The 15,614-nt window shown below is 71.9% G+C and carries 14 protein-coding genes; 11 read left to right on the top strand and 3 right to left on the bottom strand.

The annotated features are described in order from the left end of the window. Positions 1 to 18: 18 nt before the first annotated feature. Positions 19 to 888 (top strand): LysR family transcriptional regulator, encoded by an 870-nt coding sequence (locus tag GVN67_RS07925; RefSeq protein ID WP_159994554.1) that lies wholly within the window; start codon positions 19 to 21, stop codon positions 886 to 888. 5 nt (positions 889 to 893) lie between these two features. Here the strand turns inward: GVN67_RS07925 and GVN67_RS07920 are convergent, their stop codons facing one another. Beyond that, a complete protein-coding gene (locus GVN67_RS07920) occupies positions 894 to 2,393 on the bottom strand; it encodes an amidohydrolase family protein (protein ID WP_159994552.1) in 1,500 nt (499 codons plus the stop codon). Between the two features lie 297 nt (positions 2,394 to 2,690). Between GVN67_RS07920 and GVN67_RS07915 the strand changes: the two genes are divergently transcribed. The 10 genes from GVN67_RS07915 (at position 2,691) to GVN67_RS07870 (ending at position 12,903) form a co-directional block, all read left to right on the top strand. Next, complete coding sequence (locus GVN67_RS07915) at positions 2,691 to 3,740, top strand: alpha/beta hydrolase (RefSeq protein ID WP_159994550.1); 1,050 nt, start codon at positions 2,691 to 2,693, stop codon at positions 3,738 to 3,740. Between the two features lie 78 nt (positions 3,741 to 3,818). Next, positions 3,819 to 5,639 carry an allophanate hydrolase gene (atzF, locus tag GVN67_RS07910; RefSeq protein ID WP_159994548.1) on the top strand — a complete coding sequence of 607 codons (1,821 nt, stop codon included), beginning with the start codon at positions 3,819 to 3,821 and terminating at the stop codon, positions 5,637 to 5,639. A 54-nt stretch (positions 5,640 to 5,693) separates the two neighbouring features. Beyond that, positions 5,694 to 6,554: an alpha/beta fold hydrolase gene (locus tag GVN67_RS07905; protein ID WP_159994546.1), complete on the top strand. Its 861-nt coding sequence runs from the start codon at positions 5,694 to 5,696 to the stop codon at positions 6,552 to 6,554. A 138-nt stretch (positions 6,555 to 6,692) separates the two neighbouring features. Then, entirely contained in the window at positions 6,693 to 7,436 is a 744-nt protein-coding gene (locus GVN67_RS07900; RefSeq protein WP_235035145.1) for an ABC transporter ATP-binding protein, read from the top strand. After that, entirely contained in the window at positions 7,433 to 8,143 is a 711-nt protein-coding gene (locus GVN67_RS07895; RefSeq protein WP_159994542.1) for an ABC transporter ATP-binding protein, read from the top strand. The genes GVN67_RS07900 and GVN67_RS07895 overlap by 4 nt, the downstream gene beginning before the upstream one ends. A 36-nt stretch (positions 8,144 to 8,179) precedes the next feature. Next, positions 8,180 to 9,388, top strand: coding sequence for an ABC transporter substrate-binding protein (locus GVN67_RS07890; protein WP_159994540.1), 1,209 nt, complete (start codon positions 8,180 to 8,182; stop codon positions 9,386 to 9,388). Between the two features lie 5 nt (positions 9,389 to 9,393). Beyond that, positions 9,394 to 10,257, top strand: a complete 864-nt coding sequence (locus GVN67_RS07885) for a branched-chain amino acid ABC transporter permease (RefSeq protein WP_159994538.1) — start codon at positions 9,394 to 9,396, stop codon at positions 10,255 to 10,257. Then, positions 10,257 to 11,162, top strand: coding sequence for a branched-chain amino acid ABC transporter permease (locus tag GVN67_RS07880; RefSeq protein WP_159994536.1), 906 nt, complete (start codon positions 10,257 to 10,259; stop codon positions 11,160 to 11,162). Before GVN67_RS07885 ends, GVN67_RS07880 begins: the two co-directional genes overlap by 1 nt. Then, the gene (locus tag GVN67_RS07875; protein ID WP_159994534.1) at positions 11,159 to 11,623 is read left to right on the top strand and encodes a GAF domain-containing protein; all 465 of its coding nucleotides are present in this window, start codon (positions 11,159 to 11,161) and stop codon (positions 11,621 to 11,623) included. The genes GVN67_RS07880 and GVN67_RS07875 overlap by 4 nt, the downstream gene beginning before the upstream one ends. Before the next feature lie 56 nt (positions 11,624 to 11,679). Beyond that, entirely contained in the window at positions 11,680 to 12,903 is a 1,224-nt protein-coding gene (locus GVN67_RS07870) for an amidohydrolase family protein (RefSeq protein WP_159994532.1), read from the top strand. A gap of 36 nt (positions 12,904 to 12,939) precedes the next feature. Here the strand turns inward: GVN67_RS07870 and GVN67_RS07865 are convergent, their stop codons facing one another. Then, positions 12,940 to 14,553, bottom strand: a complete 1,614-nt coding sequence (locus tag GVN67_RS07865) for an ABC transporter substrate-binding protein (protein WP_159994530.1) — start codon at positions 14,551 to 14,553, stop codon at positions 12,940 to 12,942. 84 nt (positions 14,554 to 14,637) lie between these two features. Further along, positions 14,638 to 15,540, bottom strand: coding sequence for a LysR family transcriptional regulator (locus tag GVN67_RS07860; RefSeq protein ID WP_159994528.1), 903 nt, complete (start codon positions 15,538 to 15,540; stop codon positions 14,638 to 14,640). Positions 15,541 to 15,614: the final 74 nt, after the last annotated feature.

Genomic DNA, 15,614 nt, shown 5'->3' with positions numbered 1-15,614 from the left:
TGACGATAAGGCCAGCTTATGCAGGGGGTTGAGCTGCGGCATCTGCGCTGCCTGGTGGCGCTGGCCGAGGAGGGCAGCTTCGGCCGCGCCGCGCTGCGGCTGGGCACGACGCAGCCCGCCGTCAGCCAGCTGCTGAAGCGGCTGGAGGACATGATGGGCCAGCGGCTGGTGCACCGGGACCGGCTGTCGCTGTCGCTGACCGCGCTGGGCGAGCAGGTGCTGCTGCAGGCGCGGGAGGCGCTGGCGGCGGTCGATGGCGCGCTGGAGGCGACGCGGCGCAGCCTGCGCGGCGAGGCCGGGCGGCTGCGGGTGGGGCTGAGCGTGCCCTCGCTCTATGGCGGGGTGCCGGCGCTGATCCGGCGGTTCCGCGCCGCCCGCCCCGGCGTCTCGGTGGCGATGACCGTGCTGCCCAGCACCGAGCAGCCGGCGGCGCTGCTGGAGCGGCGGGTCGACGTGGCCTTCGGCGCCGCCGATCCGCGGGTGGACGGGCTGGCGCGGCGGGTGCTGGCGGATGAGGCGATGCAGGTGGTGCTGCCGGCCTGGCACCGGCTGGCGGCGGCCGCGTCGCTGCCGCTCTCCGCCCTGCGCGACGAGGGCTGGATCATGCCGCCGGCGCCGGTGCCGCTGCGCGACGAGATCCTGGGCCAATTCCGCGCCGCCGGCTTCACGCCGCGGATCGTGGCGGAGAGCACCGACTTCCTGACCACCTTCGGCCTGGTGATGGCCGATGCCGGGCTGGCCCTGGCCGCCGACAGCTTCGCCGATTTCGCCGGCCCCGACCTGGTGCTGGTGCCGCTGACGGGGCCGGCGCCGCGGCTGGTGCATGCGCTGGCCTATCGCCAGGATGACGGCTCGCCGGTGCTGCGCGCGCTGCTGGAGATGCTGTGACGGCGTCAGTCGCAGACATAGCGGTTGAGCGGATAGGGCTGCCGGGCGAAGGCCGGGCAGAAGGCGCCGACCACCGGCTCCAGCTGCTCGAACAGGACCTTTCCCGAGGCGTTGAGCGCTTCCAGCCGCTCGCGCGCCGCCTCGGCCTCGACGGCCAGCCTGGCCACGTCCAGCGTCAGCAGCGTCCGGTCGCGCACCACCATCCGCCCGGCGATCATGACATGGCGGACCGAGGTGGCGTCCTCGGCATGCACCAGCTGGTTGACCGTCCAGTTATGCGGGATCCAGGTGATGGCCGCGAGGTCGAGGAAGACGATGTCGGCCTTCATGCCCGGGGCGATGCGGCCGATCCCCTGCAGCCCGAGCGCCGTCGCCGAGCCGACGGTCGCCGCATGGTAGATCTCGTCGGCGCTGGCCCAGCCGCGCGGGTCGGGGCCCTGGCCCTTGGAGACCATCGAGGCGCCGCGCATCGCCTCGTACATGTTCTGGTTGTCCGAGCAGCTGGCGCCATCGGTGCCCAGCCCGACATTGACGCCGGCATCCAGCGCCTGGCGCAGCCGGAACAGCCCGTTGCCCAGCCGCATGTTGCTGCCCGGGTTGTGCACCAGCGAGGCGCCGCGATCGGCCATGCGGCGCAGGTCGTCATCCTCCAGCCAGACCGCATGGGCGGCGGTGAAGTCGGCGCCGAGCAGCCCCTGGGCATCGAGCTCGGCGACCAGGGTGCGGCCATAGCGCTGCAGCCCGGCCACCGCCTGCACCTTGCTCTCGCCGACATGGCTGTGCAGCGGCACGCCATGCTCGCGCGCCAGCTGGCCGCAGCCGCAGAGGAAGGCGGTGGAGCAATGCAGCGGGATGGTCGGCGCCACGGCGGCACGGATGTCCTGGCCGTCCCAGCGCCAGTGGCGCAGCACCTCGGCGAGGCTGGTCAGCGTCGCCTCGCCGGCCGGCAGCCGCATCTTGTCGACGGCGGCCTGCAGCGCCGGGGGCAGGCTGTCGCGCAGCCCGGGGATGGCATCGTAGAAAGTCGTGTCGGCGACCATCGGCGCCAGCACGGCGCGCATGCCGACCCCGGCATAGGCTTCGGCCGCGGCATCCATGCCGTCGCGGCTGGGGCCGGGGAATTCGTAATACAGGTCGTAAGCCGCGGTGCAGCCCTTCAGCACCATCTCGGCGGCGCAGATCTGCGCCGTCAGTTTTTTGTCTGAAAGAGCCCGGTTGCCGCCGATCCAGGGGGCGGCGGCCAGCAGCAGCTCCAGCGTCCAGCGGTCGCCCTGGCCGCGCGCCAGCCCGCCATGGCCATGGGTATGCGCGTTCACCAGGCCGGGATGCAGCAGCATGCCCGTGGCATCGATCCGCGTGGCGCCCTCGGGCGCGGCGAGGTTCGGCCCGACCGCGCGGATGACGCCGTCCTCGATCAGGATATCGGCGGGCTCGGCGCGGCGCAGCGCCGCATCGGTCAGCCGGCCGCCGGCGATCAGGGTGACGCCGGGTTGGATGGTGGCCATGCGGGTTCTCCTTCAGGTGCGGCGGCCCGGCGCGACGGGCGGGAAGCGCAGGATAGCGATGACGGCCCGGATGACCACCGTGCCGGCGGTCCGATTCCGCCCGGCGCGGCGCCGCCGGCATCGGCCGGGGCGCAGAAAATTCGCGGCCTCTCCGCCGGCGGGCGCGCCCGCGCCCGGGGTGGCGCGCCGGGCTTTCTCGCCTGGCAGGGCCGCGCCGCGCGGTCGTTCTGAATCGACATCGGTAGCCGCTTCAGGCTTGCTGGGCGCCAGGGAACAGGCCACGCGGGGGAGAGCGCCATGGCGCAGCGTCTGGTGCATTTCGCGTCCAACCGGCTGTGGGACGAGGCCGGCGCGGCCTTCGGCGCCAGCTGCGCGGCGCCGCCGGAACGGCTCTGGCTCGGCGCCGTGGCGGTGGGCCTGCAGCCCGATCCGGATGGCGAGGCCGGCGCGGTCGGCGCCCCCGTCGTCGACGGCATCGATGATTTCGCGGACGCCCAGGGCACGGCGGCGACGGTGCTGGCCGAATGGCTGGACCATGCCGAGGCGGCGGGCGCCGTGCCGCTGCTCACCGTGCATGGCTTCAACTACAATTTTGCCGAATCCTGCGCCCGCGCCGGCAATTTCTGCGACGTGGTCGAGGCGGTGGCCGGGCTGCGCCTGGCGCCGCTGGCCTTCTGCTGGCCGAGCAACGGCGTCGGCAGCCTCGACGAATATCGCCGTGACCAGCAGGATTGCGACAGCTCCGGCCCGGCGCTGGCCCGGCTGATCCGGCAGATCGGCCTGGCCGCCGCGGGGCGGGCGCGCAAGCCGGTGTATCTGGCGCATTCCATGGGGGCGCGGGCGACGCGCTGCGCCATGCAGGCGCTGGTGGCGCAGGGCGGGCTGCCGGCCGCGGCGGTCTTCGCCCAGGCCATCGTCGTCGCCGGCGACGAGGCGGCGACGGTGCTGGAGCCCGGCACCGGCGCGCTCTGGCCGCTGGCGGCGGTCGCCGACTGGGTCACCATCGGCGTCTTCGCCGGCGATTCGACGCTCAGCCGGATCAGCGGCCTGCTGAACGGGATGGAGCGGCTGGGCGCCGGCGGCCCGGTCACCGCGCCGCCGCCGGCCAGCCGGGTCTTCGTCGTCGATTACGGCCTGGCGGTGACCTGGCGGGAGGTGCCGCCGGGCGGCACCAGCTGGAACTACCAGGGCCACCAGTATTACCGCAACGACCGGCCGATCATCCGCGACCTGGCGCTGGCGCTGGGCGGCACTGCCTCGCCGGAAGGCATCGCCGGGCGCCGCTGGGCAAGGGTCGAGCAGGGCTATGCCATCCGCGAGATCGCCGGCCGTCTCTACCTGGCCTGAGCGGCGTCTCGGCTCTGGCGGCGCGGCGGGGCTTGCTCTTGAATGGCGGCCGCGGGCTTCCCGCCCAAAGGATCCACCATGGCCGCCGCGGCACCGCTCGAGACGCTCAGCCTGGACGCCGCCCGCCTGGCGGAGGCCTATGCCGCGGGCCTGGCCCCCGAGGCCCTGCTGGCCGAGGTGCTGCGCCGCATCGAGGCCGCCGGCGACCCCGCCATCTGGATCAACCGCCGGCCGGCCGCCGACATCCTGGCCGAGGCCGCCCGCCTGCCGGCCCGGCGCGCTGGCGGCGATTTTCTTCCCCTGTATGGCCTGCCCTTCGCGGTGAAGGACAATCTGGACGTCGCCGGCCTGCCCACCACGGCGGCCTGTCCTGACTTTTCCCATTATCCGGCCGAGACGGCGGCGGCGGTGGCGAAGCTGACCGCCGCCGGCGCCGTGCTGCTGGGCAAGACCAACCTGGACCAGTTCGCCACCGGGCTGGTCGGCGTCCGCTCGCCCTATGGGGTTCCGAGAAACGCCTTCGACCCGACGATGATCCCGGGCGGGTCGAGCTCCGGCTCGGCGGTGGTCGTGGCGCGCGGGCTGGCCAGCTTCAGCCTGGGCACCGACACCGCCGGCTCGGGGCGCATCCCGGCGGCCTTCAACAACATCGTCGGCCTGAAGCCCAGCCGCGGGCTGGTCAGCAACCACGGCATGGTGCCGGCCTGCCGGTCGCTGGACTGCGTTTCTGTCTTCGCGCTGACCGTCGAGGATGCTGCGGCCGTCTCCGGCGTGCTTGCCGGCTTCGACCCGCGCGATGCCTGGTCGCGCCAGGCGCCGCCCGGCTTCGTGACGCGCATCCCGGCGCCCCAGAAGTTCCGCTTCGCCATCCCCCGCGCTGTCGACCGCGATTTTCTGGGCGACGCCGAAGGGGAAGCCCTGTTCCAGGCCAGTGTCGCCCGGCTGAAGGCGCTGGGTGGCGAGGTCGAGGAAATCGACTTCTCGCCGTTCCAGGAAGTGGCACGGCTGCTCTACGGCCCCTTCGTCGCCGAGCGCACCCATGCGCTGCGCGAGTGGCTGGCCGAGCGCCCCGACAGCCTGCACCCCGTCACCCACGCCATCATCGCCAAGGGCCAGGCCTATTCCGGGCTGGAAATCCTCGATGCCCGGCAACGGCTGCAGGCGCTTGCCCAGGCGATTCTTCCCATCTGGTCGCGTATCGACGTGCTGGTGGTGCCGACCGCCGGCCGCGGCTTTTCGCTGGAAGAGCTGGCGGCCGAGCCGATCGCCTGCAATTCCGCGCTCGGCCGCTACACCAACTTCACCAACCTGCTCGACCTCTCGGGCCTCGCCGTGCCCGGCGGCTTCGACAAGCGCGGCTTCCCGGCCGGCGTCACCCTGCTGGCGCCAGCCTTCCATGACGGGCTGCTGGCGGGGCTTGGCGTGGCGCTGCAGCGCGCGGCCGACCTGCCGCTGGGCGCCACCGGCGCGACCCTGCCGCCGGCCCCCGCCGAACCGCCCGCCGCGATCCAGCCGATGGTGGAGATTGCCGTCTTCGGCGCGCATCTCGACGGCCAGCCGCTGAACCCGGCGCTGCGGGGCCTGGGCGGCGTGCTGCGCCGCGCCTGCCGCACCGAGCCCTGCTACCGCCTGCTCGCCCTGCCGGGCACCCTGCCGCGTCCCGGCCTGCTGCCGGCCCGCGATGGCGTCGCCATCGATGGCGAGGTCTGGGCGCTGCCCTCGACCGCGCTGGGCGCCTTCCTGGCGACGATCGCGGCGCCGCTCGGCCTCGGCCAGGTGCGGCTCGAGGGCGGCCCGGCGCTGGGCTTCATCTGCGAAGGCGGCGTCGAGGGGGCGGTGGATATCAGCGCCCATGGCGGCTGGCGCGCCTTCCGCGCCGCCAGCGCGGCCGCGGCCTGACGCTGGATGAGCCAAGCTGGGCGGCCCGCGCCGCCGGGTCTATAGACGGCGGCCATGGACATCGATGTGCATGGCTCGCTGGACACGCCGGATGGCGCGCGCCTGACCCTCTATCGCCTGGGCCGTCGCGACGCGCCGCCGCTGCTCTGGGGCCATGCCAATGGCTTCGCCACGGCCAGCTACCCGGCGCTGCTGGCCGACCTGGCGCAGGACCACGACCTCTGGGCCTGGGACGCCCGCGGCCATGGGCAATCGACCCTGCCGGAAGGTGTCCCCGTCGCCGAGGCGGTGACGCTCGACCGGCTGGGCGCCGATGCGCATCTGGTGGCGCAGGCGGTGCGGCAGGCGACCGGCGCCTGGCCGCAGGGGGCGGCGCATTCCTTCTCGGCCCTGGCCATGCTGCTGGCCGGCGTCGCCTGGCCCAGCCTGACCCTGTTCGAGCCGCCGATCATGACGCCCGCTTTGCTGGAGCGCCCGGCAATCCGCGAGGGCATGCGCCAGCGCGTCGCCGCCACCCTGTTCCGCCGCCGGCTGTGGGACAGCCCGGCGCAGCTTTTCGCCCGCCTCCGCCCGCACCCGGCCTATGCGCTGATCGACGATGCCGCGCTGCAGGCCCATGCCACCGCCCAGCTGCGCCCGGAGGAGACCGGCTGGCGCTTGCGCTGCGCCCCGGAGACCGAGGCCGCCATCTACCAGGCCGTCGGCAACTTTTTGACATTCGAGTCGCTGGCCAGGGTGACCGTGCCCTGTTGCTTCGTCGCCTCCGACACCGAGGCCGGCGACTGGCTGCGCGGGGTGCAGCCGCTGGCCGCCGCCGCCTGCCACGGCCGCGCCGTGGTGCTGGCGCGGACCACGCATTTCCTGCCGCTGGAGAACCCGGCTGGCGCCGCGGCGCTGGTGCGGCAGGCGAGCTGACCCCTTCGCAGAAAGCCTCTTGCGTCCTGGCTTTTTTCCGCCTTCGCTGGCGGCATGGTGCAAACCTCGCTGCCGGCCGACCGCGCCTCAGCCTCCCGGCCCGGGACCGCGGGCGGGGCGGAGTCTGTCCTCGACGTCGTGGACGTCACCCGGCGCTTCTTCGGCATGGCGGCGCTGGACGGGGTCGGCTTCAGCCTGCCGGCCGGGCGCATCACCGGGCTGATCGGGCCGAATGGCGCGGGCAAGTCGACGCTGCTGAATGTCGTCTCCGGCCTGCTGCGCCCGGATGCCGGCGCGGTGCGCTTCCAGGGCGAGGACATCACCGGGCTGAAGCCGCATCGCCTGGCGGCGCGCGGGCTGACCCGCACCTTCCAGATCGCCCGCGGCTTCCCGAAGATGAGCGTCTTCCAGCACCTGATGCTCTATGGCCCGCGCCAGCCGGGCGAGCGGCTGCTGCAGGCGCCGATGTGGTCGCGCACCGCCCGCGACCGCGAGGCCGAGCTCGCCGAGCGGGCCCTGGCCATCGCTGGCCGGCTGCGCCTGTCGCCCTTGCTGGACGCCCCGGTCACCGCGCTGTCGGGTGGCCAGAAGAAACTGGTGGAGATCGGCCGCACGCTGATGGCCGAGCCGCGCATGATCCTGCTCGATGAGCCGATGGCGGGGGTGAACCCCTCGCTCGGCGCCGAGATCGCCGCCCATCTGCAGGCGCTGAACGCCGAGGGGATTTCGCTCTGCCTGGTCGAGCATGACATGGCGCTGATCCGGCAGCTGTGCCACCACGTCGTGGTCATGGCGGAAGGCCGCACCCTGGTCACGGGGAGCTTCGAGCAGGTCGCCGCCAACGCGGAAGTGCAGGAAGCCTATCTGGGGCGCCGGCATTGACCGCGGCCCTGGTCGCCGAGGGCCTGGTCGCCGGCTATGGCGCGGCTGAGCAGATCCTGAAGGGCGCCTCGGTCGCGGTGCAGCCCGGCGAGATCGTGACGATCATCGGCCCGAACGGCGCCGGCAAGTCGACGCTGCTGAAGGCGGTGGCGGGGCTCTTGCGGATCGCCGAGGGCCGCGTCGCGGTCGGTGGCCGCGACGTGACCGCCGACGACGCCATCGGCCGGGCGCGGGCGGGCCTCGCCTTCGTGCCGCAGGAGGCGAATGTCTTCGCGCGGCTGAGCGTCGCAGAAAATCTTTCCATCAGTGGCTTCCTGGACCCCAAAGGTTCCAGCGCCGAGCTCGAGAAAATATATGCCCGCTATCCGATGCTGGCGGGCAAGCGGCGGGCCCTGGCGCGCAGCCTGTCGGGCGGGCAGCGGCAGATCCTGGCCATGGCCATGGGGCTGATGCAGCAGCCCTCGATGATGCTGCTGGACGAGCCGACCGCGGGCCTGTCGCCGCGCGCGGCGGAGGAGCTGTTCGCGGCGGTGATCGACCTGAACCGCGCCGGCCTGCCGGTGCTGATGGTCGAGCAGCATGCGGTGGAAGCGCTGCGCATCTCCCACCGCGGCTACGTCCTGGTGGCCGGGCGCAACAGCGTCGAGGGCGCCGGCCCCGCGCTGGCGGAAGATCCGGAAATTCGCAGGCTGTTCCTGGGTGGCTGACCAAGAGCCCGAAAACGGGCGAGGGGAGAGAGTGAGATGACCGCGTCTTTCGCTGATCTGTCGCGTCGTTCGCTGCTGGCGACGGCGGCCCTCGCGCCGCTGGCCCTGCCGCGCATCCTCCGCGCCGAGGGGCAGGGGCCCTTGCGCATCGCGGCGCTGTCGCCGCTGACCGGTGCCGGCGGCACCTATGGCCCGGCCATGGTCAAGGCCATCCGCGCCGTGGTCGAGGAGGCCAACAAGGCCGGCGGCATCCTCGGCCGCCCGGTCGAGCTGGTGGCCGAGGACGACCAGACCAACCCCGAGGCCGCCGTGCGCGCCGCGCGCAAGCTGATCGATGTCGACCGGGTGGTCGGCATCTGCGGCGTCTGGGCCTCCTCGGTCGCCGCCGCCGTCGCGCCGCTCTGCTGGGAGAGCGGCACCATGATGCTGGCCACCGCCGGCGCCGATGCGCTGACCGCCCTGCCGCATCGCGGCTTCTTCGCCCGCACCCAGCCCAACACGACACTGCAGGGCAGGAAGTTTGGCGAATTTGCCCTCAGCCAGAACGCCAAGAAGATCGTCATGCTGTCGCCGCAGACGCCCTTCGCGCAGAGCCAGTACGAGAACATCGCCGCCGCGGTGAAGCCCGCCGGTGGCGCGGTCGAGCTGCTGATCTATGACGACAAGAAGCCCTCCTACCGCACCGAGGTGCAGCAGGCGCTGCGCGGCAAGCCGGATGCCATCGTGCTGGGCGGCTACCTGCCCGACACCACGGTGCTGGTGAAGGACCTGCTGCGCGCCGGCTTCACTGGCACCCGCATCGCCTTCGCCTATTCGGTCAACCAGAAGCTGATCGACAGCGTCCCCGCCGACACGGTGGAGGGCATCTTCACCATCGCCCCTTCCCCGGCCGAAGGGTCGCCGGCCTGGAAGCACATGGCCTCGGTGACGGCCATGGAAAACCCGGATCCTTACTCCACCCAGAGCTACGACCAGGCCAATCTGCTGCTGCTCGCCATGCAGGCCGCCGGCACCGCCAGCGGCACCGCCATCCGCGATAACCTGCGCAAGGTTAGCCAGGCGCCGGGCGGCACCAAGGTCGGCACCATCACCGACGGGCTGGCGGCGCTGAAGGCCGGCCAGGCCATCAACTACGAAGGTGCCAGCGGCCCCTGCGACTTCACCGACACCGGCGACATCATCGACTGCCAGTTCCGCTACGAGCAGGTGAAGTCGGGCAAGCTGACCCTGCTGCGCATCGCCTGACCGGCATGGAAGCCCTGCTGCAGGCGGTGGTGAACGGGCTGCTGGCGGGGTCGCTGATCGCGGTGCCGGCGGTGGGCTTCACCGCCATCTTCGCCATCCTGCGCTACCCCAGCTTCGCCATCGCCGGCTATGTCTCGGTCGGCGCCTTCGCCGGGTGGTGGGTGAACACCCGCTTGGGCTTCGGCGCGCCGCTCGCCGTGCTGGTGGCCTTCGCCGCCGGCGGCGCGGCGGGGCTGCTCTGCGAGCTCGGCGCGCTGCGGCGGCTGATGCCGGCGGGCGCCCTGACGGTGGCCATCGCCTCCATCGCCGTGAACCTCATCCTCGAAAATTTCTTGCGGTTTTTCTTCGGCAACGACCTGCGCGGCTTCGACCTGCCGATCCAGCCGGACCTGATCATCGGCGGCATTTTTGTCGGATTGCAGCAGATCTGGAACCTGGTGTTGGCGGTGGCCGTCGTCGCTGGTGTCTTCGCCTTCCTGATGTTCACCCGCTTCGGCCGCGCCATGCGGGCCGTCGCCGACAACCCCGACCTGGCGCGCCTCAAGGGCATTGACCCGGCGCGCATCGCCGCCATCGCCGTGGCGCTCGGCGCCGGGCTGGCCGGGGCAGGGGGGGTGCTGCTCGGCCTCGACACCTCGATCGACCCGATGACCGGCTATCGCGTGCTGCTCGCGGTCTTCGCCGCCGCCGTGCTGGGCGGGCTGGGCTCGATCCCCGGGGCGGTCGCCGGCGCGCTGGCGCTGGGCATCGCCGAGGAGCTGGCGCTGCTGGTGGTGCCGGCGACCTATCGCAGCGGCGTCGGCTTCGTCGCCATCCTGCTGATCCTGACCTTCCGCCCGCGCGGGCTGCTGGGCGAGAGGGCAGCCTGATGCTCTCCTACCTGCTTTTCTCGGTCACCATCGGCGGCATCTACGCGTTGCTGTCGCTGGCGCTGAACCTGGCCTGGGGCGGCGCCGGGCTGGTCAATCTCGGCCTCGCCGGCTTCTTCGGCATCGGCGCCTATGCCACCGCCTTGGCCACCGGGGCCGGGGCGCCGCTCGCCATCGGCCTCTGCGTCGCCATGGCGGCCGGCGTGCTGGCGGGGCTGGCCATCACCGGGCTCACGCTGCGGCTGCGCGACGACTACCTCGCCATCGTCACGCTCGGCTTCGGCGAGATCGTCCGCCTGGTGGCGCTGAACGAGCGCTGGCTGACCAATGGCGCCGACGGCATGTCCGGCATCCTGGCCCCCGGCAAGGCGGCGCTGGGCGTCGTCGGCTTCAACCAGGCCTGGGCGGGGGGCGTCACCCTGGTCGTCCTGCTGGTCTGGCTGCTGCTGCGCCGCCTGGACCAGAGCCCCTTCGGCCGCGCGCTGCGCGCCGTGCGCGAGGACCAGGAGCTGGCAGGCTTCGCCGGCAAGCCGGTGCTGCGGCTGAAATACCAGGCCTTCGCGCTGTCGGCCGCGGTCGCCGCGCTGGCCGGCGCGCTCTACGCCCATTACCAGTCCTATATCTCGCCCGACCACTTCCAGCCGCTGATCACCATCTACATCTTCCTGGCCGTCACCGCCGGCGGCATCGGCCGCCCCGTCGGCGCGGTGCTCGGCGCCTATTGCGTGGTCGCCTTCCTGGAAGCCACCCGCTTCCTGGCCGCCGTGGTCCCCGGCATCGAGGCGGTGCAGGTCGCCGCCCTGCGCGAGGCCCTGGTCGGCCTGTCCCTGCTGCTGGTGCTGCATCTGCGGCCCAAGGGCATCCTGCCCGAGCGCATCCCTCCTGCCCCGAAGGCGCCCTCATGACCGAGCTGCTCGCCCGCCTGGCCGAACCCGGCCAGCCCGAAAGCCTCTACCGTGCCCTGCAGGACGAGATGCAGCGCCTCGTCGGCCACAGGCTGTTCACGCTGCTCTATGTCGACGGCGCCGATGTCGCCCGCGTCTGGTCCAGCCACCCGGCCGAATACCCGACCTCCGGCCGCAAGACGATGGGCGCGACGCCCTGGGGCGCGCATGTGCTGGCCGAGGGCAAGCCCTATCTCGGCACCGACAAGGCCGGCATCCGCTGGGCCTTCTATGACCACGCGCTGATCGAAAGCATGGGGCTGGGCTCGGTGATCAACCTGCCCGTGCGCTACGACGGCGAGACCATCGGCACCTGCAACCTGCTGGACGCCGAGCACCATTACGACGAAGAAGCGCTGAAAAAGATCGCACCGCTTGCCCCGCTCTTGATCCCGGCCTTTCTGGAAGCCAGAAGAAAGTAAGCAAGAACGGGGGGAAGTATCCCCCCGTGCCCCCTTCTATTTTTGGATAATAAGAAATGAGCACGACCTTCTTCAGCAACGCGCGGATCGTCGATGGCACCGCCGCGGAGCCCTCCGAACCCCAGGGCGTCGTCGTCGAAGGCGGCCGCATCAAGGAAGTCTCGCCCACCGCCAAGGCGCCCTCCGGCGCCACGGTGATCGACGTCGCCGGCAAGACCCTGATGCCCGGCCTGATCGACGCCCATGTCCATGTCGTCGCCGTCGAGGCCAGCCTGGGCCGCAACGCGACGCTGCCCGACAGCCTGATCATGGCCCGCTCCATCAAGCTGATGGGCGAGATGCTGGACCGCGGCTTCACCACCGTCCGTGACGTCGGCGGCGCCGACCACGGCCAGGTCCTGGCCACCGAGCAGGGCTATGTCCGCGGCCCCCGCCTGGTGATCTCCGGCAAGGCGCTCAGCCAGTCCGGCGGCCATTGCGACTTCCGCGGGCCCTTCGACAACGCCCCCAGCCAGTTCGAAGGCCGCCTCGGCGCGCTGGGCCGGCTGTGCGACGGCGTGCCGGAAGTCCGCCGCGCCGCGCGCCAGGAAATCAAGGCCGGCGCCCGCTTCATCAAGATCATGGCCAATGGCGGCGTCGCCTCGCCGACCGACCCGATCCATTTCCTCGGCTTCTCGCGCGAGGAGATCACCGCGGCGGTGGAAGAGGCGCGCAATGCCGGCGGCTATGTCTCGGCGCATCTCTACACCGACGAAGGCATCCGCCGCGCCGTCGAATGCGGCGTCCATTCGCTGGAGCACTGCAACCTGATCACCCTGGAGACCGCGCGTTTCGCCGCCGAGCAGGGCGCGGTCGCGGTGCCGACGCTGGTGACCTACGACAAGCTGTCCGAGGAAGGCGAGGCGCTGGGCATCGGCGCCGAGGCCGTGGGCAAAGTCGACGACGTCCGGTTGAAGGGCATGGAGTCGCTTTCCATCATGGCCGAGGCCGGGCTGCCGATGGCCTATGGCAGCGACCTGCTGGGCCCGATGCACCGGCACCAGTCGGAGGAATTCGTCATCCGCGGGCGGGTGCTGCCGGCGCAGCAGGTGATCGCTTCGGCGACCTATATCGCGGCTCGGCTTTGCCGCTTGGAAGGTCAGATTGGTGTCGTCGCCGAGGGTGCCTTCGCCGACTTGATTGTCGTCGACGGCAATCCCTTGGCTGATCTGTCGTTGCTGACCGGCCAGGGACGTTCGATCCCGTTGATCATGAAGGCCGGTGCTTTCTTGAAGAAATAGAAGGGGGATTCGGGGGAATACTTTCCCCCGACCTTTTTACGCCCAGTTCCGGCTGGTGAAGTCCATCGCGAACGACCCTGACGGCTTCCAGTTGATATCTTTCCGCTTGCCCGTGAAGTTCACCGTCTGGTGCAGCACGGTATAGGCCGGGTCGTCGCGCTCGCAGATCTGCAGCATCTGGCGCAGCGCCTTGCGGCGGGTTTCCAGATCGGTCGATGTCTGCAGCGCTTCCAGGGCCTTGGCCGCGTCGTCGTTGCGCCATTCGCCGCTGGCCCATTGCTGGCCGCCGGGGCCGAAGGCGGCCATGGCGCCGACGGGGTCGTTGAAGAAGGCGGTGTTGGAGTTGTCGCGCAGGCCGCGGGTGGCGTCGGCCTGCAGGATCTGCGACCAGTTCTCCTTCATCTCGATGACCACGTTCAGCCCGGCCTGGCGCCAGCCTTCCTGCAGCACCTGCGCGGTCGGCGTCTGGTTGGTGTAGTAGTTGTTCAGCAGGCGATAGGGGATGGGCTCGCCCTTGTAGCCGGCCTCGGTCAGCAGGCGGCGGGCTTCGGCCAGGTCGAAGCGGGGGGCTTCCCAGTCGGCGAGCGTCATCGGGCCGAAGAAGTCGAACTGCATGCCGCGCGGCACGCCGCCGGCGCCGTCCCACAGCGCGTCGACGATGCCCTGGCGGTCGATGGAGTGCGTGATGGCGCGGCGGATGCGGGCATCGCGCAGCACGGCATGGGTCTTGTCGAAGGCGGTGACGCGGTGGTTGGCGATGGCGCGGCCCAGCACCTCGTGGCGCGGGCTGCCGCGGACCACGGCGATCTGGTCGGGCGGCAGGTCGCAGGCGAAGTCGTAGTCGCCGGCGCGGAGGCCGTTCACGCGGGACGAGACCTCGGGCACCTGGACGAAGCGGATGCTGCGCAGCGGCGGGCGGCCGGCCCAGTGGGCGTCATTGGCTTCGAGCAGAAGGTAGCTGTCGGGGCGGTAGTCGGCGATACGATAGGGGCCGGTGCCGACCGGCTTGCGCGCCCAGGTCAGCCAGTCCGGCGCGGCCTCGAAGGCGCGCTGGCTGATGATGGCGCCGGCGGGGCGGGCCAGGCGCCCTTCCAGCGTCACGTCGGGCAGGCGGTTGACCAGGCGCAGCGTGCGGGCATCGACCACCTGCATCCGCTCGAAGCCGGGGAAGGCCAGGCGGGCGATGGCCGGCACCTCCGGCGGCGGCTGGCGGGTGCCGGCGCCGGCGGTGGTCGAGGTGAACAGCCCGCCCGCCGGCGCCGCGCTGCCGTCGCCCCACATGTGCTCGGGCCCGAAGGTGAAGGCCACGTCTTCCGCGGTCAGCTTGCTGCCGTCGTGGAAGCGCACGTCGGGGCGCAGCACCAGCTCCAGCGTGCGCTCGTCGATGCGGCGCCAGGATTCGGCCAGCGCCGGGCGCAGCGCCATGTCGCCGACCCAGTCCAGGTCGATCAGCGGCTCCAGGAAGCTGGCGACGACGCGGGTCATCACGTTGGACTGCTCGCGCAGCGGCTCCAGCGTGTTGCTGGTGCTGATGGTCTGCACCGCGACGGTGATGGCCGGGCGCTGGTCGGCCTGGGCGATGGCGAAGCGCGGCAGGGCGGCCGCCAGGCCGAGGCCGAGCGCGGCGCGGCGGGGGAAGGCGATGGTCATGGGACGTTGTTCCAGCCGGACGAAGGGGGCGCAGACTGCGCGTCGCTTCCTGCATCCGCTTGACGGCGCCGTGACATCTCCGCGTCAGGCGGGGCTCAGCTGGGTCCAGTCCTGGCGCAGCACCTCCAGCAGCGCCTCGCAGGCCGGGTTGTCGGCGCCTTCCCGCCAGGCGAGCATCAGCTCGGCCGCCGGGATGCCCGGGCCGGCCAGCGGGCGCAGCACCACCTCCGCCTGGCGCAGCTTTTCCGCCGCCTGCGGCACCACGGCGATGCCGAGGCCCGCGCCGACCAGGGCCAGGATCGAATGCGTCTGGCTGATGAATTGCAGCCGGGTCGGCACCACCCCGGCCTGGCGGAACAGGCCGAGGATCAGGTCGTGGAAATACCGCCCCTCGATGGGGGGGAAGGTGATCAGCGCCTCGCCCACCAGGGCCGGGATCTCGACCTCGGCCGCCTCCGCCAGCCGGTGGCCGCGCGGCAGGGCCAGGCGCAGCGCCTCGCGCTGGACGAGGGCGGTGCGCAGCCCCGCGATCAGCGGCTGCGGCCGCAGCAGGGCCAGGTCGACCTGCCCGGCCTGCAGCGCCGCCACCTGGTCCTGCGACACCATCTCCCGCAGGCTGAGCTCGATCTCCGGCAGATGCGCCCGGGCGACGCCGACCAGCCGCGGCAGCACGCCATAGCCGGAGGAGGCGGTGAAGCCGATGGTGATCTGCCCGCGCTGCCCCTGGGCCACCCGCCGCGCCTGCTGGGTGGCGTTCTCGGCGGCCTGCAGCAGCCGGCGCGCATCCCGCAGGAAGGCTTCCCCCGCCGGCGTCAGCCGCACCGCCCGGCTGCCGCGCAGCAGCAGCACCAGGCCCAGCTGGCGCTCCAGCTGCTGGATCTGCCGGCTCAGCGGCGGCTGGGTCATGTTCAGCCGGGCGGCGGCGCGGTGAAAATGCAGCTCCTCGGCGACGGCGACGAAGCAGCGGAGCTGGCTGAACTCGAACATCGATGCAGTATCGGCATCAACCGATGCCAAAACAAGCTTGGACGGCTTGTTTTGGCATCGGTTGATGCCGATAC

The sequence above is a fragment of the Roseomonas sp. 18066 genome (assembly GCF_902706185.1).
Classification (GTDB): domain Bacteria; phylum Pseudomonadota; class Alphaproteobacteria; order Acetobacterales; family Acetobacteraceae; genus Pseudoroseomonas.
The sequence above is the reverse complement of the archived record's forward strand: the minus strand, read 5'-3'. Positions and strand labels throughout refer to the sequence as shown.

Bases quoted from the DNA above. Each gene is read 5' to 3' on its own strand.
- GVN67_RS07885 (WP_159994538.1), top strand. From the start codon at position 9,394: ATGGAAGCCCTGCTGCAGGCGGTGGTGAACGGGCTGCTGGCGGGGTCG.
- GVN67_RS07870 (WP_159994532.1), top strand. From the start codon at position 11,680: ATGAGCACGACCTTCTTCAGCAACGCGCGGATCGTCGATGGCACCGCC.
- GVN67_RS07865 (WP_159994530.1), bottom strand. From the start codon at position 14,553: ATGACCATCGCCTTCCCCCGCCGCGCCGCGCTCGGCCTCGGCCTGGCG.
- GVN67_RS07875 (WP_159994534.1), top strand. From the start codon at position 11,159: ATGACCGAGCTGCTCGCCCGCCTGGCCGAACCCGGCCAGCCCGAAAGC.
- GVN67_RS07915 (WP_159994550.1), top strand. From the start codon at position 2,691: ATGGCGCAGCGTCTGGTGCATTTCGCGTCCAACCGGCTGTGGGACGAG.
- GVN67_RS07860 (WP_159994528.1), bottom strand. From the start codon at position 15,540: ATGTTCGAGTTCAGCCAGCTCCGCTGCTTCGTCGCCGTCGCCGAGGAG.
- GVN67_RS07905 (WP_159994546.1), top strand. From the start codon at position 5,694: ATGGACATCGATGTGCATGGCTCGCTGGACACGCCGGATGGCGCGCGC.
- atzF (WP_159994548.1), top strand. From the start codon at position 3,819: ATGGCCGCCGCGGCACCGCTCGAGACGCTCAGCCTGGACGCCGCCCGC.
- GVN67_RS07920 (WP_159994552.1), bottom strand. From the start codon at position 2,393: ATGGCCACCATCCAACCCGGCGTCACCCTGATCGCCGGCGGCCGGCTG.
- GVN67_RS07890 (WP_159994540.1), top strand. From the start codon at position 8,180: ATGACCGCGTCTTTCGCTGATCTGTCGCGTCGTTCGCTGCTGGCGACG.
- GVN67_RS07925 (WP_159994554.1), top strand. From the start codon at position 19: ATGCAGGGGGTTGAGCTGCGGCATCTGCGCTGCCTGGTGGCGCTGGCC.
- GVN67_RS07880 (WP_159994536.1), top strand. From the start codon at position 10,257: ATGCTCTCCTACCTGCTTTTCTCGGTCACCATCGGCGGCATCTACGCG.